Annotated in this window: 18 protein-coding genes and 1 tRNA gene; 9 read left to right on the top strand and 10 right to left on the bottom strand. The window is 63.7% G+C overall.

Annotated elements, in window-relative coordinates; translation table 11 throughout:
* From lpdA to JQ572_RS20710, 5 genes are read right to left on the bottom strand one after another with little or no spacing between them, the layout of a single operon-like run.
* Positions 1–1,407: a dihydrolipoyl dehydrogenase gene (lpdA, locus tag JQ572_RS20730; RefSeq protein ID WP_211384663.1), complete on the bottom strand. Its 1,407-nt coding sequence runs from the start codon at positions 1,405–1,407 to the stop codon at positions 1–3.
* Position 1,408: 1 nt separating this feature from the next.
* The gene (locus JQ572_RS20725) at positions 1,409–2,671 is read right to left on the bottom strand and encodes a dihydrolipoamide acetyltransferase family protein (protein ID WP_211384662.1); all 1,263 of its coding nucleotides are present in this window, start codon (positions 2,669–2,671) and stop codon (positions 1,409–1,411) included.
* A gap of 1 nt (position 2,672) precedes the next feature.
* A complete protein-coding gene (locus JQ572_RS20720; RefSeq protein ID WP_211384661.1) occupies positions 2,673–3,686 on the bottom strand; it encodes an alpha-ketoacid dehydrogenase subunit beta in 1,014 nt (337 codons plus the stop codon).
* Between the two features lie 2 nt (positions 3,687–3,688).
* Positions 3,689–4,918, bottom strand: a complete 1,230-nt coding sequence (locus tag JQ572_RS20715) for a thiamine pyrophosphate-dependent enzyme (protein WP_211384660.1) — start codon at positions 4,916–4,918, stop codon at positions 3,689–3,691.
* Complete coding sequence (locus JQ572_RS20710) at positions 4,915–5,205, bottom strand: hypothetical protein (protein WP_211384659.1); 291 nt, start codon at positions 5,203–5,205, stop codon at positions 4,915–4,917. The genes JQ572_RS20715 and JQ572_RS20710 overlap by 4 nt, the downstream gene beginning before the upstream one ends.
* A gap of 112 nt (positions 5,206–5,317) precedes the next feature.
* Between JQ572_RS20710 and JQ572_RS20705 the strand changes: the two genes are divergently transcribed.
* Positions 5,318–5,833, top strand: a complete 516-nt coding sequence (locus JQ572_RS20705; RefSeq protein ID WP_211384658.1) for an Lrp/AsnC family transcriptional regulator — start codon at positions 5,318–5,320, stop codon at positions 5,831–5,833.
* A 482-nt stretch (positions 5,834–6,315) separates the two neighbouring features.
* Here JQ572_RS20705 and JQ572_RS20700 read toward each other — a convergent pair.
* The 5 genes from JQ572_RS20700 to JQ572_RS20680 form a co-directional block, all read right to left on the bottom strand.
* Positions 6,316–6,391, bottom strand: a tRNA-Lys gene (locus JQ572_RS20700).
* Between the two features lie 169 nt (positions 6,392–6,560).
* Positions 6,561–7,181, bottom strand: coding sequence for a Spy/CpxP family protein refolding chaperone (locus JQ572_RS20695; RefSeq protein WP_211384657.1), 621 nt, complete (start codon positions 7,179–7,181; stop codon positions 6,561–6,563).
* A gap of 195 nt (positions 7,182–7,376) precedes the next feature.
* Entirely contained in the window at positions 7,377–8,378 is a 1,002-nt protein-coding gene (locus JQ572_RS20690; RefSeq protein ID WP_211384656.1) for a TRAP transporter substrate-binding protein, read from the bottom strand.
* 246 nt (positions 8,379–8,624) lie between these two features.
* Entirely contained in the window at positions 8,625–10,193 is a 1,569-nt protein-coding gene (locus tag JQ572_RS20685; protein WP_211384655.1) for a 2-isopropylmalate synthase, read from the bottom strand.
* A 389-nt stretch (positions 10,194–10,582) separates the two neighbouring features.
* On the bottom strand, positions 10,583–10,891 hold the full coding sequence (locus JQ572_RS20680) for a hypothetical protein (RefSeq protein WP_211384654.1): 309 nt from the start codon (positions 10,889–10,891) through the stop codon (positions 10,583–10,585).
* Positions 10,892–11,128: 237 nt separating this feature from the next.
* On the opposite strand from JQ572_RS20680, the gene JQ572_RS20675 reads away from it, so the two are divergent.
* The 8 genes from JQ572_RS20675 to JQ572_RS20640 all read left to right on the top strand — a co-directional run bounded on the left by JQ572_RS20675 (position 11,129) and on the right by JQ572_RS20640 (position 20,935).
* Positions 11,129–12,352, top strand: coding sequence for an SMP-30/gluconolactonase/LRE family protein (locus JQ572_RS20675; protein WP_211384653.1), 1,224 nt, complete (start codon positions 11,129–11,131; stop codon positions 12,350–12,352).
* Between the two features lie 131 nt (positions 12,353–12,483).
* The gene (locus JQ572_RS20670) at positions 12,484–13,605 is read left to right on the top strand and encodes a D-alanine--D-alanine ligase family protein (protein WP_211384652.1); all 1,122 of its coding nucleotides are present in this window, start codon (positions 12,484–12,486) and stop codon (positions 13,603–13,605) included.
* A gap of 59 nt (positions 13,606–13,664) precedes the next feature.
* The gene (locus tag JQ572_RS20665) at positions 13,665–14,768 is read left to right on the top strand and encodes an NAD(P)/FAD-dependent oxidoreductase (RefSeq protein ID WP_211384651.1); all 1,104 of its coding nucleotides are present in this window, start codon (positions 13,665–13,667) and stop codon (positions 14,766–14,768) included.
* Between the two features lie 283 nt (positions 14,769–15,051).
* On the top strand, positions 15,052–16,263 hold the full coding sequence (locus JQ572_RS20660; RefSeq protein WP_249129170.1) for an ABC transporter substrate-binding protein: 1,212 nt from the start codon (positions 15,052–15,054) through the stop codon (positions 16,261–16,263).
* Between the two features lie 108 nt (positions 16,264–16,371).
* Entirely contained in the window at positions 16,372–17,247 is an 876-nt protein-coding gene (locus JQ572_RS20655) for a branched-chain amino acid ABC transporter permease (protein ID WP_211384649.1), read from the top strand.
* Position 17,248: 1 nt separating this feature from the next.
* Entirely contained in the window at positions 17,249–18,175 is a 927-nt protein-coding gene (locus JQ572_RS20650; protein WP_211384648.1) for a branched-chain amino acid ABC transporter permease, read from the top strand.
* Positions 18,175–19,656, top strand: coding sequence for an ATP-binding cassette domain-containing protein (locus JQ572_RS20645; RefSeq protein ID WP_211384811.1), 1,482 nt, complete (start codon positions 18,175–18,177; stop codon positions 19,654–19,656). The genes JQ572_RS20650 and JQ572_RS20645 overlap by 1 nt, the downstream gene beginning before the upstream one ends.
* A 40-nt stretch (positions 19,657–19,696) precedes the next feature.
* A complete protein-coding gene (locus tag JQ572_RS20640) occupies positions 19,697–20,935 on the top strand; it encodes an ABC transporter substrate-binding protein (protein ID WP_211384647.1) in 1,239 nt (412 codons plus the stop codon).
* Positions 20,936–21,065 lie beyond the last annotated feature (130 nt).

Genomic DNA, 21,065 nt, shown 5'->3' with positions numbered 1-21,065 from the left:
TCAAAAATGCAGGCCGCGCCCCAACGCGCCAAGCGCAGCCTCGTGGATCGCCTCGCTCCGCGTCGGATGGGCGCCGATGGTGCCGGCAATGTCCTCGAGCACCGCTCCCATTTCAATGGCAAGTGTCAGCGACGACGTCAGTTCCGAGACTCCCGCCCCGACCGCCTGCGCCCCCAGCACGAGGTGGTCGCTGGCGCGCGCGACGATCCGTACGAACCCCTCCTCGTCCACCTGCGTCAGGGCCCGGCCATTGGCAGCGAAGGGAAAGGTCGCGACCTTGATCTCGTAACCGTCCACCTTGCCATCTGCCTTGGCCTCTTCCGGCGTTCGTCCGACCGAAATCACTTCCGGATCGGTGAAGCACACGGACGGAATGGCTGTGGCATCGAAGGAGCGGCGTTGTCCCGCAATGTTCTCCGCCACCATCGCGCCCTGCGCCATGGCGCGATGTGCCAGCATCGGCTCTCCCGTGAGATCGCCGATCGCCCAGACATTCGACATCGATGTCTCGGAGCGGTCATCGATCGCAACGAACTTTCCGTCCATCGCGAGATCCAGCCGCTCCAAGCCGAAACCCTCAGTGCAAGGCGTGCGCCCGACGGCGACCAGGATTTTGTCCGCTGGTAGTTCGCGCGGAGCCCGCCCGCGCTGCTCGATCAACAAGCTCTCGCCATCCGGCGTCAGCCCCTGAGCGTACGCCGAGGTGATGACACTGACCTTTAGCTCCTCAAGCCGCCTCACCACAGGTCGCGTCAACGCCGCGTCCCATCTCGGCAGGATCCGCTCGGCGGCCTCGACGACCGTCACATCAGATCCGAGCTTTGCGAAGGCCATTCCGAGCTCAAGGCCGATATACCCGGCACCGACAACAACGAGGTTGCGCGGCCTCTCGGGCAGCGAGAGCAACTCGGTCGATGAGATGACATTGCCGCCGAACGGCAGCGTGGTCAGGACCTGCGGCACCGAACCGGTTGCGAGAACGAGGTGCTTGGCGCGAACACGCGTCGTCGCATCAGCCGTTCCGACCTTGACGGTCTTGCCATCCAGTATTTCGGCGACGCCTGAGATCACCGACACACCGCTTCGCTTCAGGAGGCCTGCGACGCCGCCTGTCAGGCGATTCACGATCGCGTCCTTCCACGCAACGGTCCGCCCGAAATCGAGCTTCGCCTCCCCCATACTCAAGCCGAACGGCGTGGTTTCACGTTGCCCATTGGCGACATGGAACGCATCAGCGGCGTGGATTAGCGCCTTGGACGGGATGCAGCCGACATTCAGGCAGGTCCCGCCCAGGGCGGCGCGCTCGATCAGTACGGTTCGCAATCCCAGTTGCCCGGCACGAATGGCGGCGACATAGCCGCCGGGCCCTCCGCCGATGATCACGACCTCTACGGTGCTCTCCCGCACGTCAGTTTCCAACCAAGAGAAGGGCCGGCGCCTCGAGCAGCTCTTTCACACGCCGGATGAATTGCGCGGCCTCGTAGCCATCGACGATGCGGTGATCAAATGACGACGACAGGTTCATCATCATACGCGGAACGAATTGACCATCCTGCCACACCGGGCGAATCATCATTCGGTTGACGCCGAGGATCGCGAGCTCCGGCCGATTGATGACGGGCGTTGTTGCGATGCCACCGAGATCGCCGAGACTGGTGATGGTGATGGTCGAGCCGCTCAGTTCTTCCCGCTTCGCGCGGCCTTCGCGCGCCGCCGTCGCGAGCTGCTTGATCTCTTCCGCGCAGCCCCAGAGATCGCGCGCCTCGGCATGGAAGAGCACAGGCACCATCAGGCCGGATGGAGTCTGCGTGGCTATGCCGACATGAACGGCACTGTGGCGGCTGACGACCTCCTTGTCATCGTCATAGGTTCCGTTGATTTGCGGAAAATCGTGCAGCGCGCGAACAAGCGACGCGACGACAAAGGGCAAGACGGTCAACTTCGGCCGGGCGTCGGCAAACCGCGCGTTCAGCTGCTTGCGGCATTCCTCGAGCGCCGTGACATCGATTTCCTCGACATAGGAAAAATGCGCCACACGCCGGGTAGATTCCGCCATCCTCTCGGCGATCTTGCGACGCAGACCAATGACCTTGATCTGCTCGACAGCATCATTGCACTGCGCGATCCGGTGGCCACCGGTCCCCTTCGATCGATTTCGAACATGATCGGCGAGGTCGTCGCGCGTGATCCGGCCGGCGGGCCCAGAGCCCAAAACCAAACGGAGATCAATTCCCGCCTCACGCGCTCGCGCCCTTGTCGCCGGCGAGGCAATCGGCCGTGCCGGCGACAGTGTTGCGATGGCGCCGGCCGCGCGGTTGCGTCGATCCCCCGTGGTCCGGGGCGTCACTTCAACCGGGATCGCATCAGAGCCAGTACCAACGATGACCCGCGCGACAGCTTCGTGCCCATTTGCAACGCCGTCATCGTCAGCTCCAAACCTGATTCCGACCAGCGCACTGCCGACAGCGAGACGCGCGCCCAGTTCTCCGCCGAGTTCGACGACCACGCCAGCCCTTGGCGAAGGAACCTCGACCGTCACCTTGTCGGTCATGACAGCTGCCAGGATCTGGTCCTCCTTGACCGCTTCGCCGACGGCCACATGCCATTCGACGATTTCCGCCTCGGCAACGCCCTCTCCGACATCGGGTAGCTTGACCAACTCGACGGGCATCTCAACTCTCCATCAGCCGGATCAGCGCGCGGCCGACGCGATCCGGCCCCGGGAAATAGTCCCACTCCTGCGCATGCGGGTAAGGCGTGTCCCAGCCCGTCACCCGCACGACCGGCGCCTCGAGATGATAGAAACACTTTTCCTGGATCAATGCGGAAAGCTCGGCGCCAAAGCCCGACGTGCGGGTCGCTTCGTGCACGATCATGCAGCGGCCGGTCTTGATCACCGATTGCACGATGGTGTCGACGTCGAGCGGAATGAGCGACCTGAGATCGATGATCTCGGCATCGATGCCAACCTCCCGACGGGCCGCCTCGGCGACATGGACCATGGTGCCATAGGCCAGGATCGACACCTCCGCTCCTTCCCGGCGAACGACCGCTTCGCCGATCGGCACGGTGTAATGACCCTGCGGCGTTTCACTCAGCTCGTGCTTCGACCACGGCACGACCGGCCGGTCGTGATGACCGTCGAACGGACCGTTGTAGATCCGCTTCGGTTCGAGAAACACCACCGGATCGTCATCCTCGATCGCAGCGATGAGCAATCCCTTCGCGTCATGCGGGTTCGAGGGAATGACCGTCTTCAACCCCGCCACATGGGTGAACAGTGCCTCTGGGCTTTGGCTGTGCGTCTGCGCCCCGAAGATGCCGCCGCCACAGGGCATGCGCACCACGATCGGGGCGCTGAACTCGCCGGCCGAGCGGTAGCGCAGCCGCGCCGCCTCCGACACGATCTGGTCATAGGCCGGATACATGTAGTCGGCGAACTGGATTTCAGCGACCGGCCTCAAGCCGTACGCCCCCATGCCGACCGCGATGCCGACGATGCCGCTTTCAGAGATCGGTGTATCAAAGCAGCGCGATGACCCGTATTTGCCCTGCAGGCCGTCGGTACAGCGAAACACGCCGCCGAAGCGACCAACGTCCTGGCCGAAGGTGACGACACGGTCGTCCCGCGCCATCATCACGTCCATGGCATCGCGGATCGCTTCGATCATCGTCAAGGAAGGCATGGTCAGAACCCAAGCTCCTGCCGCTGTTCGCGCAAGTGAGGCGGCATCGATTTGTAGACATCATCGAACATCGAGGCCGGGCTGCACTTGGAGCCCTCGACCAGCGTCCCAGAACCCTGCGCCTCCTTCGCCGCGCCGGCGATCTCCTCGTCGAGCTCCGCTTTTAGCTGGACGTGACGCGCCTCGCTCCATTCACCAATCCCGGTCAAATGATCCTTCAGCCGTTCGACGGGATCGCCGAGCGGCCACACCGCCTGGTCGTTCTGCGGGCGATATTTCGACGGATCGTCTGAGGTCGAATGCGGTGCGGCCCGATAGGTCACCCACTCGATCAGCGTCGACCCGAGATTGCGGCGGGCGCGTTCCACGGCCCAGCACGCCGCCGCGTGAACGGCCAGATAATCGTTGCCATCGACGCGCAACGCGGGAATTCCGTAGCCATGCGCGCGGGCCGCAAAGGTCGCCTGTGCGCCGCCGGCTACTGACTGCGCCGTCGAGATCGCCCACTGATTGTTGACGACGTTGAGAACCACGGGTGGGCGGTACACCGAGGCGAACACCAGCGCGGCATGGAAGTCGTTTTCGGCGGTCGCGCCCTCGCCAATCCAGGCTGCGGCCACGCGGCTGTCGCCCCGCATCGCCGACGCCATCGCCCAACCCACCGCCTGCACATACTGGGTGGCGAGATTACCGGAGATCGAGAAAAAGCCGGCCTCACGCGCCGAATAGAACACCGGAAGCTGGCGACCTTTCATGCGATCCTTTTCGTTCGACAGCACCTGGCACATCAGGTCGACCAGCGGCCAGTCCTGCGCGATCAACAGCCCCTGCTGGCGATAGGTCGGGAAGTTCATGTCCCCTGCCTGCAGCGCCGACTGGAAGCCGCACGCGATCGCCTCTTCGCCGGTGCACTGCATGTAAAAGGACGTCTTGCGCTGCCGTTGCATCACGGTCATGCGCGCATCGTAGGCCCGCGTCTTGAGCATCGCGCGCAGGCCGGAGCGGAGTTGATCCACGGTACATGCCTCAGACCAGGGGCCGACCGCATGTCCGTCGGCATCGAGCACCCGGATCAACTCGTAGGCGAGATCGCGGATCTCGCTCGCCTCGACATCGATCTCCGGGCGACGAACCCGTACTGCGTCCGACAGCTGGAAGCCGCTGACATCCGCCGCGCTGCCGAAGCAAGGGTGCGGCTCGGGAACATGAAAGGTGAGAGGCTGGACGTTCATGACACCGTGCCTTCGGCGTTGACCGGCGACCGTCCGACAATTTCGACCGAACGGAGCGCGGGATGTCGTGCGAAGCGAGAGCAGAGCACCAAGGGATCGCGGTCCGGGTTTGCGTCGATGCCGAAGTCGATGGCCGCTCCGCCTTCCCCATCGACCAGCATCCGGAATTCGACCATCTGCAGCCCGAAGCGCTGCACATCGGCCAGAAGCTGGGATGCCGCGGCAAGCGAATCCGTGGCAATGGCTCTGAAGACGACGGACGAAGCGCGACATGCGGTGGACGACATTGGCTGATCTCCTCGACGAGACTCTACTGCCGGGTCAACAGGTGATTTTCCCGATATTTTGTGGGATAGTCGGATTTTGCAGAAGAATCGTCTGCATTTCCGGAGATCTCTGATGAAATCGTCTTCCCGCGCTAAGCCGCGCACCAAGGCGGACCTCGACCTGGTCGATCGAAAGATTCTCTCGATCCTCCGCAACGAAGGACGGCTGACAATCAACGAATTATCCGATCGCGTCGGACTGTCGTCGTCGCCGTGCTGGTCGCGGGTCAGGTATCTGGAGGAGATCAGCGTGATCAAGCATTACGCGGCCGTCATCGACCACGTCGCCATCGGTCTGAAGGATATCGTCTTCATCGAGGTCACGCTCGACAAGCACGACGACAAGGTGCTGGCCCGGTTTGGCGACGCCCTTGCAAAGATCCCGGAGGTGATCGAGGCCAATCTCGTCACCGGCGATTACGACTATCTGGTCAAGGTCGCGGTCGCCGACACCACGCATTACGAGCGCTTTCTCCGGGAGAAGCTCTACCGGATCCAGGGCATCCGGCACACCCGATCGACCTTCTCGCTGCGGACCCTGAAGCTCGTGACCTCAGCCGATCCGCTGCTCGTCAATGCGGGCATCTAATATTCACCGAGAATTCAGGGAGAGCCTGATCGTGGCGAAACTGAGTGCTGAGCTGGGGTGAAGCTTGGCGAACTCACCGAGTATTTCGAGACCCATCGTCGGCATATCTTTCCAATGGGTCGCACTGCTCGATAAGCCGTGACCCGGGGCGAGCCTACGACTTCAGAGACTTGCTCACGTTGGCTGTCGCAAGATTTTTCATGATCTCCGGATGCACACGTCGTGCGCACGCGACCTTACAACCTATTGAACAGCTTGAACTGTCGCTCCGATCCATCACTGGACAGATCGCGCTCACCGTCGGCTGAGGGTTCCGGCCGCAAAAAATCGTGTCCCGCGAAAGCAATAGCTCAAGAGCACGACCTCCTGACCTACGGCCGCAAGACAGGCCTCTCAGACGTTAAACGGCCGATATCGCTGCTTCAAAAAGACCGTTTGAAAAGTTAGCTGCTCAAACGGTCTTGGTCGCTAAGTCTTTGACTTGGTGGGCGCACCAGGGCTCGAACCTGGGACCCGCTGATTAAGAGTCAGCTGCTCTACCAACTGAGCTATGCGCCCGAAAGGCGGTCAATGCCTTGCGAGGCCGGTCGTTTAGCAAAGCGATCCGGGTATGGCAAGCGATGCGGCGAAGGTTTTTCAACAGTCCCCAAAAAGCGAAAAGCCGCTGGATTCCAGCGGCTTCGCCAAGGTTAATCCAGGGGCTGATTCCCGCAAAATCCCCGATGGCTCAAAGCCGGCCCTCGCGGTCCCGGTCCGGGCCGCCGTCGCGGTCGAAACGGTCATGGTGGAAGCGGTCCATGCCGCGCTCCATCATCCGGTCCATGCCGCGTTCCATGAAGTGGCGATGCGGGCCGTCCTCGCCGCCGCCGAACGGGCCGCGGTGGCGGGTCAGCACGGCAAGGCGCCGCTTCTGGCCGTCATCCAGGGTCTTGTAGAGCGGATCGGCGGCATCGGCGATCTTCTTCAGGGCCACCGACGCCGCGCCCATGTCGTCGGCACGCTGGCGCAGGCGAGCAACCGGATCCTCCGGCCTGTCGGCATCCTTGCTTGCATCCCTGCCCGCATCGTCCGGGCCGGCATTCATTCGCGCATTGGCGCGATCGATGCGCAGCTTGGCGAAGTCGCGCACGGCGGCCTCGACCGGCGGCCACAGCTTCTCCTGGTCGGCGTTGAGCTTCAGCCCGGCATGGACGGCGGCGATCCGCGCGTCGACGAAGGCGGCGCGGTCTTCCGGATTGATGCGCATGTGGCGCATGTGCTCCATCCACGGGCGATGATATTGGGCATAAACCGCGCCCGAGCCGGCGATGCTGAGCACGGCGATGGCAGCGATGGTGAACTTCCTCATCCGGACCTCCTCTGGAAGGATGCCCTGAAGATGGGGCCCGCGAGGCTGACGCGCAACTTACAACTTGGACAGGGAGGGCGTTGTTACGAGGATGTAACGCCTGATTTTACCTCCAGCCGCAACCGGAAATCATTCGCAACAAAAAAAGGGCTTCCGCGCCCGGCACGGAAGCCCCTCATTCATGCATCGTCTGGCTCAGTTCGTCGTGCTTTTCGATTCCTTCAGGAATTCGTCGATCAGCGGCTGGCCCACGCGGCTGGCTGCGTCCTTGTAGACCGGCTCCATCGCCTTGCGCATCGCCTCGTCCTGCGCCGGTGTGAGCTTGATGATCTCGCTCTTGCCGCTCTTCTTGATCTCGGCGAGCGCGTCGTCGTTCTCCTTCTGCGACTGCGTGTTGTTGAAGTCGGTGGCTTCCTTCATCGCCTTCGTGAGCTGCTCGCGGATGTCGGCCGGAAGATCGTCCCAGAACTTCTTGTTCACGATCACGACGTAGCCGATGTAGCCGTGGTTGGTCTCGGTGATGTACTTCTGCACCTCGTGCATCTTCTGGGTATAGATGTTCGACCAGGTGTTCTCCTGGCCGTCGACCACGCCGGTCTGGAGCGCCTGGTAGACTTCCGAGAACGCCATCACCTGCGGCAGCGAGGCGAGCGCCTTGAACTGGGCCTGCAGGACGCGCGAGGACTGGATGCGGAATTTGACGCCCTGATAATCGGCCGGCGCGATCAGCTTCTTGTTGGCGCTCATCTGCTTGAAGCCGTTGTCCCAATAGGCAAGGCCGGTGATGCCCTTGGAGTCCAGGAGCTTGAGCAGGCGGAGGCCGAGCGGGCCTTCCGTCACCTTCCGCAGCGTCTTCAGGTCGGGAAGGATGTAGGGCAGATCGAACACCTCGAACTCGCGGATGCCGAGCGGGCCGAATTTCGAGTTGGACGGCGCCAGCATCTGCACGCTGCCAAGCTGAAGCGCCTCGAGCTCTTCCTTGTCCTTGTAGAGCGTCGAGTTCGGGTAGACCTCGACCTTGACCTTGCCGCCGGTGTACTTCTCGGCGAGCTCCTTGAATTTCTGCGACGCCTTGCCCTTCGGCGTGTCGGCGGCGACCACGTGGCTGAACTTGATGATGATCGGCGATTGAGCCAGTGCCGGCCCGGTCAGCGCCAGGGCCGCAATCGACGCCGCAGCCAAAATGAGTTTCCTCATGCTTCCTCCCGCATTTCTTGTGAGGCGCGGCACGCCGGCCCCAAAGCTTGATTTCAAGATTTTAAGTCAAAGACTTGAAGGCAGCTTTATAGGGAAGCCGGTATCGGCACCATTGCCTGTTAGCAGGGGGTCTCCTTGCAAAAATGCAGGGCCGCGGGGATATCCGCGGAAGCACCACGCAGGACGATGAACGAAAAACGCGGCGCCGAGCGCGCCGCGTTTCTGCCGATTGGCCGTGAGTGCAGCTCAGCTTGCCGCCGCCGTCGCCGTCGTGACCGTGTCGCGCTGACGCTTCATGACGATCTTGTTGAGCGCGCCGAGATAGGCCTTGGCCGACGCCACCAGCGTATCCGGATCCGCCGCGCGCGCGGTCATCGCGCGTCCCTCATGCGACAGCCGCACCGAAACCTCGGCCTGCGCGTCGGTGCCCTGGGTCACGGCGTGGACCTGGTACAGGTCGAGCTTGGCCTCGTGCGGCACCAGCGCCTTGATGCAGTTGAACACGGCGTCGACCGGACCGTTGCCTTCGGCCTCCTCGATCTTGATCTGGCCGTCGACGTCGAGCTTCATGGTCGCGCGCTGCGGACCATGGGTGCCGGCGATCACGGTCAGCGAGGTCAGCTTGATGCGGTCGTGCGAGGCCGCCATCTCCTCGTCGACCAGCGCCTCGATGTCCTCGTCATAGATGTCCTTCTTGCGGTCGGCGAGCGCCTTCATCCGCGTGAACGCATCTTCCAGCTGGTTCGGGCCGAGCTTGTAGCCCATCTCCTCCAGCTTGTGCACGAAGGCATGGCGGCCGGAATGCTTGCCCAGCACCAGCGAAGACTGCTTCAGGCCGACCATCTCGGGCCGCATGATCTCGTAGGTCGAGGCGTCCTTCAGTACGCCGTCCTGATGGATGCCGCTCTCGTGGGCGAAGGCGTTCCGGCCGACGATCGCCTTGTTGTACTGCACCGGGAACGAGGTCGCCGCCGACACCACCTTCGAGGCGCGGGTGAGCTGCGTGGTGTCGATCTTATTCCAGAACGGGAATTTGTCGTTGCGGACGTTGATCGCCATCACGATCTCTTCCAGCGCGGCGTTGCCGGCACGCTCGCCGATGCCGTTGATGGTGCACTCGACCTGGCGCGCGCCGCCGATGACGCCGGCCAGCGAGTTCGCCACCGCCATGCCGAGATCGTTATGGCAGTGCACGGAGAACACCGCCTTGTCCGAGTTCGGCACGCGCTCGATCAGCGTCTTCATGAAGTGGGTGTATTCGTCGGGCGTGGTGTAGCCGACGGTGTCGGGGATGTTCACCGTGGTCGCACCGGCCTTGATGACGGCTTCCACGATGCGGCACAGATAATCCATCTCGCTGCGGGTGCCGTCCTCGGCCGACCATTCGACGTCGTCGATCTGGTTGCGGGCGCGCGCAACCATGGCGACCGAGGTCTCGAGCACCTGCTCGGGGGTCTTGTTCAGCTTCACCCGCATATGCAGCGGCGAGGTCGCGATCACGGTGTGGACGCGGCCGCGCTTTGCAAATTTCACCGCCTCGGCGCAGCGATCGATGTCGGCGGGATGGGCGCGCGACAGGCCGGCGATGACGGCGTTCTTGGAGCGGCGGGCGATCTCGCTGACCGCCTGGAAGTCGCCTTCCGAGGTGATGGGGAAGCCGGCCTCGATGACGTCGACACCCATATCATCCAGCATCTCGGCGACCTCGAGCTTCTCCTCGAAGGTCATGGTGGCGCCGGGGCACTGCTCGCCGTCGCGCAGCGTGGTGTCGAAAATGATGACGCGGTCCTTGTCGGACTTGTTCACGGAGGCCATTGAAAAATTCCTTTTGAGCTTTTGCGCCGTCAGTGTTCTGGGCGCTTGAGGTGTCCGGTGATCTCGACCAACCCCTGAGCGCCCAGGCGCATGGCGCCCAGCCGGCCCTCAGGGGCAGCTAAGAAGAAGCCCGCCAATCAGGAGGGTGGGCAGCAGCGCGGCCGGGATCGTGGCGGCGGCCAGAGCCACCTCCCCCGAAATCCCATCAATTTGGCCGCGAATCAGCATTGCCAGACCCTTTTGAGCCCTCAATCCTCGGTCAAAACCGTTGACGGTTGGTTGCCGGGAGGCTCGATGCAATGTTTCTAGACGAGAATTGGCGGCCCCTGCAACGCCAAAAGATGGTCAGAACAGCTGACCTGATTTCCGAGGGATGGGCGGTTCGCCGGCTATCCCGCGCGGCGGGAGCGCGCCCTGCTCTCCCAGCGGTCCAGCATCTGACCGAGTTCGCCGGTGGCGACAGGTATCGCCTCGTCGGGGTTCGCGACCTCGTTGGTGTTGGCCGGCGCATTGGCGCGGAGCCAATCCGGCTCGGTGTACCCGCGCCAGCGACGCGCCGCCGCCCGCCGTTTCCGGGAGACATAGTCGCGGGTGAAATAGCCGGCCGAAAAAGCGATCGCCAGCAGCATAACCAGTACGACGACAGCGACTGCCACAGTGAACTCCGACCTGCGCCCCGAATGACGTTCTGCCAGCATCGCGCAGGAGGTCAAGGCTTGACATGCTCCACAGCCTGGCGACGCCCGGAACCGGTTTCTGCGACCCGCCCGCGCCGAGACGAATTTGTCGTTTTCTTGTTCGATATTCCAACCCGCTTGCGGCGCGATATCGCGCAGAGGATGCGAGCCTACCCCTCGCAACCGTCACCAGACCGGACTAACCTTCCCCTTGCTCGGCCGGATCAACCGGCCAGCGAACAAGACCGGGAGGACGCGATGACACGCCAAGAGGCTCAGCGTGACCAGGAGACTGCGCTTTCACGACGAACACTCGTCCGGGGACTCGCGCTCGGCGCGGCCACCATGGCCGGTGCCGGCGCCGCGCTGGCCCAGACCGGACCTGCCGCACCGCCGACGACGATCACCACCCCGCCGCGCGACTTCGGCCCCCACGGCGCGCCGACCACTTATTTCTGGGACCCCGACATCATCGCGGTCGATCCGTCCTTCAACGATCTCGCGCAGCCCAACACGGCGATCAAGCGCCTGCACACCGGCGTGCTGTGGGCCGAAGGCCCGGCCTGGAGCGCGCAGGGCCGCTATCTGCTGTGGAGCGACATTCCCAACAACCGGCAAATGCGATGGAGCGAAGACGACGGCCGCGTCAGCGTATTCCGTTCGCCGTCCAACAACTCCAACGGCAACTCGTTCGACTTCCAGGGCCGGCAGCTCTCCTGCGAACACCTGACGCGGCGGGTGACACGTTACGAGCATGACGGCACCGCGACCGTGCTCGCCGACTCCTATCAGGGCAAGCGGCTGAACTCGCCGAACGATGTCGTTGCACATCCAGACGGCAGCTACTGGTTCACCGATCCGCCCTATGGCGGCCAGCTCTATGAAGGCGAGCCCGACGCCGCGGGCGGCCCAAGCAATTCCGGCGGCAAGCTCAATCCGCGGATCGGACAGCCGGCCGGCTTCGTGCCGGGCAAGCGCGAGCTGCCGACCAATTGCTATCGCATCGACCCATCGGGCCGCATCGATCTCGTCGTCACCGAGGAGCAGGTGCCCGATCCGAACGGGCTGTGCTTCTCTCCGGACTTCAAGAAGCTCTATGTCGTATCGACCGGCAAGGGACCGGGCGATACCGGCCCCGGTGGCAAAGGCGAGATCTTCGTGTTCGACGTCGGCAGCGACAACAAGCTCACCAACCACAAGCGATTCAGCGAGTGCGTTGTCGATGGCGTGAAGTGCGGACCGGACGGCGTGCGCTGCGACGTCAACGGCAACGTCTGGGCCTCCAGCAATGCCGGCCGCGCCGTCGGCTATAGCGGCGCGACGGTGTGGTCGCCCGAAGGCAAGCTACTCGGCCGCATCCGGCTGCCGGAAGTGTGCGGCAACATCTGCTTCGGCGGCCCGAAGCGCAACCGACTGTTCATGGCTGCGAGCCAGTCGCTCTACGCGGTGTACACGGCAACGCAAGGTGCAGGCCCGGGCTGAACGGCACAAGCCTTCAATTGCGACACGGCGCCGGTGTGCCTCGCCGGCGCCGTGTTGTTTCCATCGCTGCGTTGATGCTCGAATCGGACAACAAAGGGTGACTTCCGGATCGAGCGCATGATAATTGAGCCATGGCAGACAAAATTCGCGTCGTTGTTCTCTATGGCGGCAGGTCCGGTGAGCATGAGGTCTCGCTGAAATCGGCCGCCTCCGTATTCAGGCATCTCGACCGCACCCGCTTCGAGGTGATCCCGGTCTCCATCGACAAGACGGGCCGGTGGCAATGGAACGATCTTCAGACGCTCGATCAGTCGCACGCGACGGCTTTGCCGATTCTGCCCGATGCGCCGGAGATGCGGCTCGCCAGAGGCCCCGATGAGCGCGGAGCCCTGATGCCGATCACGCAAGGCGCTGCCAACCCGATCGAGATCGACGTCGTGTTTCCGGTCATCCACGGGCCGCTCTGCGAGGACGGCACCGTGCAAGGCCTGCTGGAATTGGCCGATGTCGCCTATGTGGGATCGGGCGTTCTCGCCTCCGCCGTCAGCATGGACAAGGATGTCGCCAAGCGGCTCGCTGAATTCGCCGGCATTCCGGTCGCTCCCTATCGCGTGCTCACCCGCAAGGCCTTGGTCCAGGACCGCATCTCATCGCTTGCGAAGGCGGTCGAGGGCCTGAATCTCCCGGTCTTCGTCAAGCCGTGCAACATGGGCTCCAGCGTCGGCATCCACAAGGTCAAGACGCAGGATGCGCTAGAAACGGCGCTCGACGATGCGTTTCGCTATGACGTCAAGGTGCTGGTCGAACAGGGCATCGACGCGCGCGAGATCGAGGTCGCGGTGCTCGAGGGCGAGACGCTGTTCGCGAGCGTCGCCAGCGAGCTGAACCCCAATGCCCATCACGAGTTCTATTCGTACGAGGCAAAATATCTCGATCCCGATGGCGCTCGGGTTGACCTTCCGGCCCGGCTCGACGCCGCGCAGATGGAGCGCGTGCGCTCACTGGCCACAGAAGTGTTCGCCGCGCTCGAATGCGGCGGCTTCGCACGCGTCGACTTCTTCCTCGACCGGCAAACCGGCGAGTTCTATTTCAATGAGATCAACACCCTGCCCGGCTTCACGTCGATCAGCATGTATCCGAAGATGATGGAAGCCTCGGGCGTACCGTATGGCGAGCTGCTGACGCGGCTCGTCGATCTGGCGCTGGACCGGCACCGGCAGCGTCAATCGCTGGAACGGGGTTACGCGAGCTAGGTTGTTTCCGATGGAGTCGAAACGGGCTCCCGGGAGCGACCTGAGTCAGGAAAGAAATCATGCGCGTTGTGATCTGCGGCGGCGGCGTGATCGGGGCCTGCACGGCTTATTTCCTGCGCCGCCGCGGCATCGACGTGACCGTCGTGGAACGGACCGAGGTCGCGGCCGCCGCGTCGGGCAAGGCCGGCGGCTTCCTGGCACGGGACTGGTGCACCGGCACGCCGCTCGATGCGTTGGCCCGGCGCAGCTTTGCGCTTCACGCACAACTGCCGGAGGAAATCTCGGGCGATTGGGGCTACCGGCCGATGACCGCCTATAGCGGTTTCGTTGCGTCCGACGGCGACGCGCGCCGGGATGCACCGTCCGCGCTTGGCTGGCTCAGCGACGGCGTCGTCATTGCACAGTGCATCGGCACGGCGGAGACGACTGCGATCGTTCATCCCCGCAAGTTCACGTCGGCCGTGATGAACGCAGCGCGGGCGCAAGGCGCGAAGCTGCATCATGGCTGTGTCACCGGCATCACGCGCGGCACTGACGGAATGACAGCCGGGGGCGTCGAGATCGATGGTGATCTGATCGAGGCGGATGCCGTCGTGATCGCGATGGGACCGTGGTCGCTGCTCGCGGCGCAATGGATGAGCCTGCCTCCCGTCTACGGCCAGCGCAGCCCGAGCATCGTCTACGACACCGACGGCGACGCACCGGCCGAAGCGTTATTCCTGGAGAGGGAGGAAGACGGCAGCGCAGTGTCGATCGAGGTCTTCCCACGCGCGGACGGCAGCACGCACATCACGGCTCTTTCCGACATCGCGCCGCTGCCGCTCGATCCCGCCGCCGTGACGCCCGATCGCGATGCGATCGCGCGGCTGCAGACCATGTCCGGGCGGCTATCGCCGCTGTTCCGTCCCGAAAGGATCATCGCGCAGCAGGCCTGTTTCCGTCCGGTGACGCAGGACGGCTTGCCCTTGATCGGCAAGGTGCCGCGGAGCGATAACCTCTATGTTGCGACCGGGCACAATGTCTGGGGCATCCTCAATGCGCCGGCGACCGGGCAAGCGCTGGCAGAACTGATCGCTGAAGGTGCAACGCGCGAGATTGACTTGTCGCCATTCGATCCCGCCCGGCTGACACCGCTCGATCCATCCCTGCTGCAAGCACGCTGAAGCGCTTGACGAGATCGCGGCTCGTCAACCGACGATTGCTCTCAGCCCTTGATACTCACGCATGCCCGCCGACGGAATCTGCATGCCTGCGCACGATCAGTGTTTCGCTGCTCTTTTGCCTGCAATTTGCGCAGCGCTAGACTTTAGTTCTCTCTCACAATCCTGAACGCAGTTTCACTTGCCGAGAGTGCCCTCGCCGGTATAGTTGCGACACAATGGCTCACAAGAGGCCTGTTCAAAGGGAGAGAACAAGATGAAGAAACGACTCTCTGTTGCGTTGCGAATGGCACTCGGTACCGCCGCAGCCGGTGTGTTGATGACGTCAGGCGCGGCACTTGCGGCCGATCCGATCAGGATCGGCGTGATCGCGGAAGCGCAGGCAATCGCCGGCGCGTCGATTCCCCAGGCGGCGCAACTCGCCGCCGACGAGATCAACGCCAAGGGCGGCGTCGATGGCCGCAAGATCGAAATCGTCGGCTACGACAATCATTCCTCCTCGGCAGATTCAGTGCGTGCGTTCCAGCGCGCGGTGAACGAGGACAAGGTCAACGTCGTGATCGCCAGCTACATCAGCGAGGTCGTGCTCGCGCTTGAGCCCTGGGCCTCGCGGCTGAAGACGCCCTTCGTTACGCCCGGCGCCGCTTCCAACGAGATCAGCAAGAGCGTGCATGCCGACTACGAGAAGAACAAATACACCTTCCACGGCTATTTGACCTCCGCGGCGCTGGCGCTGTCGGTCTGCGACGGCGCCAAGGACCTGCTCGTCGACAAGATGCACATGAAGACTGCGGTCATCATGAGCGAGGACGCCGCCTGGACCAAGCCGCTCGACGTCGGCTACGAGGAATGCCTGCCCAAGATCGGGCTGAAGGTGCTCGACCACATCCGCTTCTCGCCCGACACCACCGACTTCACGCCGATCTTCAACAAGATCGAGGGCGCCAAGCCCGACGTGATCATCACCGGAATCTCCCACGTCGGCGTGCAGCCGACGGTGCAGTGGAAGAACCAGCAGGTGCCGATCCCGATGTTCGGCATCTCCTCGCAGGCCACCAACGAGACCTTCGGCAAGGACACCAACCAGGCCGCCGAAGGCGTGCTCTACCAGGGCGTCTCCGGCCCCGGCGTGGCAGTGACGCCGAAGTCGGTGCCGTTCGCGGAGAACTTCAAGAAGAAGTTCGGCAACTATCCGTCCTATGCCGGCTACACCGCCTATGACGAGGTCTATTACATCGCCGATGCGGTGAAACGCGCGGGCTCGACCGACGCCGACAAGCTGGTCGCTGCGCTGGAGACGACCGACTGGGAAGGCACGATCGGCCGCGTCCAGTTCTATGGCAAGGATGATCCGTTCACCCACTCGATCAAGTACGGCAAGGGCCTGATCACCGGGCTGATGCTGCAATGGCAGGACGGCAAGCAGAGCGCGGTCTGGCCCAAGGACATCGCCAAGGTCGATATCAAGTTCCCGAGCTTCATCAAGCTCAGCAACTAGTTGGCAGGACATGCTCCCGGGATCACCTCCCGGGAGCTTCCACTTGCGGCGTCCCCGCAGCACCTTTCCTCAAAGCGGCAGCCCGAGCTGCCACGCGGCCAATCATCAATGCGAGCTTTCCAGATTTTGATCGATGGCTTTGCCATCAGCGCCCTCTATGCTCTCGGTGCCACCGGCTTCACGCTCATCTTCGGCGTCTCCGGCGTGCTCAACCTCTCCCACGGCGCCATCATGGTGGCGGCAGCGGTGGCGGCCTGGGCCGCCGCCAGCGTGCTGAATGTCGGCACCTATGCCGGCGCGCTGATCGGCGTCGGTGTCGCTCTCCTCACCGCCTTCGCCACCTATTTCGCGGTGGTGAAGCCCATCCAGGATTCCCGGCGCATCCCCAATGAGGAGAAGGAGATCTTCGTTCTGACGGGAACGCTGCTCTGGGGCATCATGATCCAGGAGCTGATCGCCTATTTCTTCACCAATAACGCCAAAACCGTGCTGCCGATCGTCGAGGGCGTCGTCGAGATCCTCGGCGTGCGCACGCCGAAGAACGAGATCTTCACCGCGATCGTGTGCTGCCTCGTCATCGCGCTGCTGTGGCTGCTGGTGAACCGCACCCGCACCGGCAAGGCTGTGCTGGCGGCGTCGATGAACCCGCGCGGCGTCACCCTCCTCGGGCTCGAGCTCACCAACATCTACATCGTGGTGTGGGGAATCTACGGCATCCTCGCCGGCATCGCCGGCGTGCTGCTCGGCATGTTCCTCGGCGTCAGCTCCTACAGTGTCGGACCACTGACGGCGAGCGCGTTCTCGATCGTGGTGCTCGGCGGCCTCGGCAGCGTCTCAGGCTCGCTGATCGCGGCCTTCGTGGTCGGCTATCTCGAAACGCTGACGGCCTATCTGGTCTCGCCGGCCTACCGCACCATTCCGGCGCTGCTGCTGCTCGTGTTCGTGATGTACATCCGGCCCCAGGGCCTTCTGGGGAGGCGCTGAGATGTCCAGCTTTTTCACCTCACGCCTGTTCTTCATCTCGCTCGCGCTCGTCGTCGTCGCGGCGACGCTGCCGCTCTACGTCTCCGGCTACGTGCTGGGCCTGCTCACCGTGGCGTTCTATTTCGGCGTGTTCGCGATGGCCTGGGACCTGCTGTTCGGCTTCGCCGGCGAGGTCAATTTCGGCCCGACCTTCCTGATCGGCGTCGGCGCCTACACCGCCGGCATCCTGAATGCCCAGTTCGGCTGGTCGGTCTATCTCTGCATCGTACTCGGCGCGCTTGCCTCCGTCATCGCCGGTCTCGTGCTGGCCTTGCCGGCGCTTCGGGTGCGCGGACCCTATTTCGGCCTGACCACGCTGGTCGCGGTGCTGATGCTGCAGAACTTCATCGTGGTGTTCGCCGATCTGACCGGCGGCGAGATCGGGCTGACCATCCCCGACGTCATCACCATCAACGCCGGCGCCAATTACTGGATCGCGCTCGGCTTCATGACGATCTCGGCCGCGATCCTCTACGGGCTGTCGCAATCGCCGATCGGCCTCGTGCTCCAGGCCAGCGGCCAGGATCCGGTGCAGGCCGGCGCGCTCGGCTTCAACATCGTCAAGCACAAGCTCGCCGCCTTCATCGTCAGCGCGTTCTTCTCCGGGCTCTCGGGCGCGCTGCTGGTGTTCTATTTCGGCACCGCCTCGGTCGGCACCGTGGTCGACGTCGCGGTCGGCGTCAACGTCATCGTCTCGGCCGTGCTCGGCGGCCGGCGCACCGTGCTTGGCGCTGCGCTGGGCGCGATCTTCCTGATCGTCGCCGGCGAATTCCTGCGGCCGACCGGGGAGCTTGCGACCTTCATCGTCTCGGCGGTCGCCCTGCTCGTCGTGCTGTTCTTTCCCGGCGGCTTCCTCGGAGCGGCCCTCTCGCGCGAGGCTCGTTCGTGATGGATATGAGGCTTTCAAACCGGGCCGTGCTCGAAGTCCGCGGTCTGACCAAGCGCTTCGGCGGTCTCACGGCGGTGAAGAACCTCGGCTTCGAGGTCAACGGCGGCGAGATCTTCGGCCTGATCGGGCCGAACGGCTCGGGCAAGTCGACCGCGATGAAAAGCGTGATGGGCATCGAGCGCCCGACCGCGGGCGAGGTGATCTTCGAAGGCGAGAACGTCGCCGGCCTGCCCGCGCACAAGATCGCGCGCAAGGGCTTTGGCATGGTGTTCCAGCACTCGCGTCCGCTGAACCGGCAGACGGTGCTGGAGAACATCATGGTGGCGCTGTTGCCGGACAGCCTGTTCATGCTGTTCCCGGACAAGGCGCTGATCGAGCGCGCCAAATGGATCGCCGACCGCGTCGGCCTCGGCGCCGTCATGCACCGCCGCCCGCCGACGCTGCCATTCGCGGATTTGCGCCGGCTGGAACTCGCCAAGGCCATCGCGCGCGATCCAAAAGTCGTGCTGGTGGACGAGCCCTTCGCCGGGCTGACGCGGGCCGAGGTCGAAATCTTCTCCGACCTGATCCGCAGCTTTCGCGACGAGGGCCGTGCGGTGATGCTGGTCGACCACAACGTCAAGAGCGTCGCCGCGCTCGTCGACCGCGTGCTCGCGATGTATCTCGGCGAGGAGATCGTCACCGGCAAGGCCGAGGACGTCATGAAGAACGAGACCGTGCGGCGGGTCTATCTCGGCGGCGCCATCGAGACCCATGCGCGGCCCGAGACCAGCTTCAAGGACAAGGTGCCGCTGCTCCAGGTCGAGAATGTCAGCGTATTCTACGGCAAGGCGCAGGCGCTGGAGAACGTCTCTATCCACGTCCACGAGGGCGAGTTCGTCTCGATCGTCGGCCTCAACGGCGCCGGCAAGACCACGCTGTTCAACACCATCTCCGGCTTCCTGCCCTATAGCGGAGAGATCGTGCGCGGCGGCGACAGGCTGCGCGGCACCAGCCCGGCCAGGATCGCACGCAGCGGTCTCGTGCAATGTCCGGAATCGCGCGAGCTGTTCGGCGAGATGAGCGTGCGGGAAAATCTCGATCTCGGCGGCCAGCATCTGGCCGACGAGGCCCGCGCAAAGCAGCTCGCCTGGTTGTTCGAGCTGTTCCCGATCCTGAAGGAACGCCAGGGCCAGATGGCGCAGACGCTCTCCGGCGGCGAGCAGCAGATGCTCGCGATCGGCCGCGCGCTGATGATGCAGCCGCAGATCCTGATCCTGGACGAGCCGACGCTGGGCCTCGCCCCCGTCATCCTCGAACAATTGTCCAAGGCGCTGACGAAGCTGCGGCAGACCACCTCGATCACGGTGCTGCTCGGCGAGCAGAACGTGACCTTCGCGCTTCCGCATGCCGACCGCGTCTATGTGCTGGAGCATGCCCGGGTCGTCTGGGAGGGCGATCCCGGCCGCTTCGCCGCGGAAGCCGGCGCCGATTTTCTGTAGCGCGCAAGCATCAACAAGAACAAACGAAAGGGAAACGACCATGCGACCATCGACGAATATGAGCAGCTTCCTCCTCGCCTCCGCGCTGGCGCTGTGCCTCGCTGCTCCCGCCTACGCGCAGTCGAACGATCCGATCAAGATCGGCGTCATCGCCGAGGTGCAATCGATCGCCGGTGCCGCGACGCCGGGCGGCGCCCAGATCGCCGCTGACGAGATCAACGCCAAGGGCGGCATCCTCGGCCGCAAGATCGAGATCGTGACCTACGACAACAAGAGCTCCTCGGCGGACTCCGTGCGCGCGTTCCAGCGTGCCGTCAGCGAGGACAAGGTGTCGGCGGTGATCGCGAGCTACATCAGCGAGGTCGTGCTGGCGCTCGAGCCCTGGGCGGCGCGGCTGAAGATGCCGCTGATCACCCCCGGCGCCGCCTCGAACGAGATCACCAAGGCGATCCACAACGACTACGAGAAGAACAAATACACCTTCCACGGCTATCTGACCTCGGCTGCCCAGGCCCAGCTCGTCTGCGACGCCGCCAAGGATCTCCTCGTTGACAAGCTCAAATTCAAGACCGTCGCGATCATGAGCGAGGACGCCGCCTGGACCAAACCGCTCGACGTCGGCTACGAGGCCTGCCTGCCCAAGGCGGGCCTGAAAGTCGTCGAGCACGTGCGCTTCTCGCCCGACACCACCGACTTCACGCCGATCTTCAACAACATCGAGGGCAAGAAGCCTGATGTGATCGTGACCGGCATCTCGCATGTCGGCGTACAGCCGACGGTGCAGTGGAAGAACCAGCAGGTGCCGGTCCCGATGTTCGGAATCAGCGCGCAGGCGCTGAGCCCGACCTTCTGGAAGGACACCAATGGCGCCGCCGACGGCGTGCCGTCGCTCGCCGTCGCGACGCCCGACGTCGCCGTGACCTCCAAGACCAAACCGTTCGCAGCCGCCTACAAGGCCAAGTTCGGCGCGCCGCCGGCCTATACCGGCTATACCGCCTATGACGAGGTCTATTTCATTACGGAAGCCATCAAGCGCGCAGGCTCGACCGATCCCGACAAGATGGTCACCGAGCTCGAGAAGACCGATTTCGAGGGCACGATTGGCCGCATCCAGTTTTATGGCAAGGATGACGAGTTCACCCATGGCATCAAGTCCGGCCCCACAACCGTGTCCGGCCTGGTCTTCCAATGGCAGGACGGCAAGCAGGTCGTGGTGTGGCCGGAGAAAATCGCCGAAGGGAAGCTGAAGTTTCCGGCCTTCGTGAAGCTGTCGCAGTAAATCGGCTTTCGCCAGCATCAAGCCCATCGCTCCGCAGGGAGCGGTGGGCTTTTGCTTTGCCTTTCGCAGGTGCGTTGTGTGCCGCGGCCGGAGCGTATCGACCTTGGGCGATGTTGACTTTCCGCGGTCC

It is taken from the genome of Bradyrhizobium sp. SZCCT0153 (assembly GCF_018129995.1).
Classification (GTDB): Bacteria; Pseudomonadota; Alphaproteobacteria; order Rhizobiales; family Xanthobacteraceae; genus Bradyrhizobium; species Bradyrhizobium japonicum_G.
The sequence above is the reverse complement of the archived record's forward strand: the minus strand, read 5'-3'. Positions and strand labels throughout refer to the sequence as shown.

Excerpts from the sequence above, each read along its gene's own strand:
- JQ572_RS20725 (WP_211384662.1), bottom strand. The coding sequence starts at position 2,671 with ATGCCCGTCGAGTTGGTCAAGCTACCCGATGTCGGAGAGGGCGTTGCC.
- JQ572_RS20720 (WP_211384661.1), bottom strand. The coding sequence starts at position 3,686 with ATGCCTTCCTTGACGATGATCGAAGCGATCCGCGATGCCATGGACGTG.
- JQ572_RS20715 (WP_211384660.1), bottom strand. The coding sequence starts at position 4,918 with ATGAACGTCCAGCCTCTCACCTTTCATGTTCCCGAGCCGCACCCTTGC.
- JQ572_RS20710 (WP_211384659.1), bottom strand. The coding sequence starts at position 5,205 with ATGTCGTCCACCGCATGTCGCGCTTCGTCCGTCGTCTTCAGAGCCATT.
- JQ572_RS20705 (WP_211384658.1), top strand. The coding sequence starts at position 5,318 with ATGAAATCGTCTTCCCGCGCTAAGCCGCGCACCAAGGCGGACCTCGAC.
- JQ572_RS20695 (WP_211384657.1), bottom strand. The coding sequence starts at position 7,181 with ATGAGGAAGTTCACCATCGCTGCCATCGCCGTGCTCAGCATCGCCGGC.
- JQ572_RS20690 (WP_211384656.1), bottom strand. The coding sequence starts at position 8,378 with ATGAGGAAACTCATTTTGGCTGCGGCGTCGATTGCGGCCCTGGCGCTG.
- JQ572_RS20685 (WP_211384655.1), bottom strand. The coding sequence starts at position 10,193 with ATGGCCTCCGTGAACAAGTCCGACAAGGACCGCGTCATCATTTTCGAC.
- JQ572_RS20680 (WP_211384654.1), bottom strand. The coding sequence starts at position 10,891 with ATGCTGGCAGAACGTCATTCGGGGCGCAGGTCGGAGTTCACTGTGGCA.
- JQ572_RS20675 (WP_211384653.1), top strand. The coding sequence starts at position 11,129 with ATGACACGCCAAGAGGCTCAGCGTGACCAGGAGACTGCGCTTTCACGA.
- JQ572_RS20670 (WP_211384652.1), top strand. The coding sequence starts at position 12,484 with ATGGCAGACAAAATTCGCGTCGTTGTTCTCTATGGCGGCAGGTCCGGT.
- JQ572_RS20665 (WP_211384651.1), top strand. The coding sequence starts at position 13,665 with ATGCGCGTTGTGATCTGCGGCGGCGGCGTGATCGGGGCCTGCACGGCT.
- JQ572_RS20660 (WP_249129170.1), top strand. The coding sequence starts at position 15,052 with ATGGCACTCGGTACCGCCGCAGCCGGTGTGTTGATGACGTCAGGCGCG.
- JQ572_RS20655 (WP_211384649.1), top strand. The coding sequence starts at position 16,372 with ATGCGAGCTTTCCAGATTTTGATCGATGGCTTTGCCATCAGCGCCCTC.
- JQ572_RS20650 (WP_211384648.1), top strand. The coding sequence starts at position 17,249 with ATGTCCAGCTTTTTCACCTCACGCCTGTTCTTCATCTCGCTCGCGCTC.
- JQ572_RS20645 (WP_211384811.1), top strand. The coding sequence starts at position 18,175 with ATGGATATGAGGCTTTCAAACCGGGCCGTGCTCGAAGTCCGCGGTCTG.
- JQ572_RS20640 (WP_211384647.1), top strand. The coding sequence starts at position 19,697 with ATGCGACCATCGACGAATATGAGCAGCTTCCTCCTCGCCTCCGCGCTG.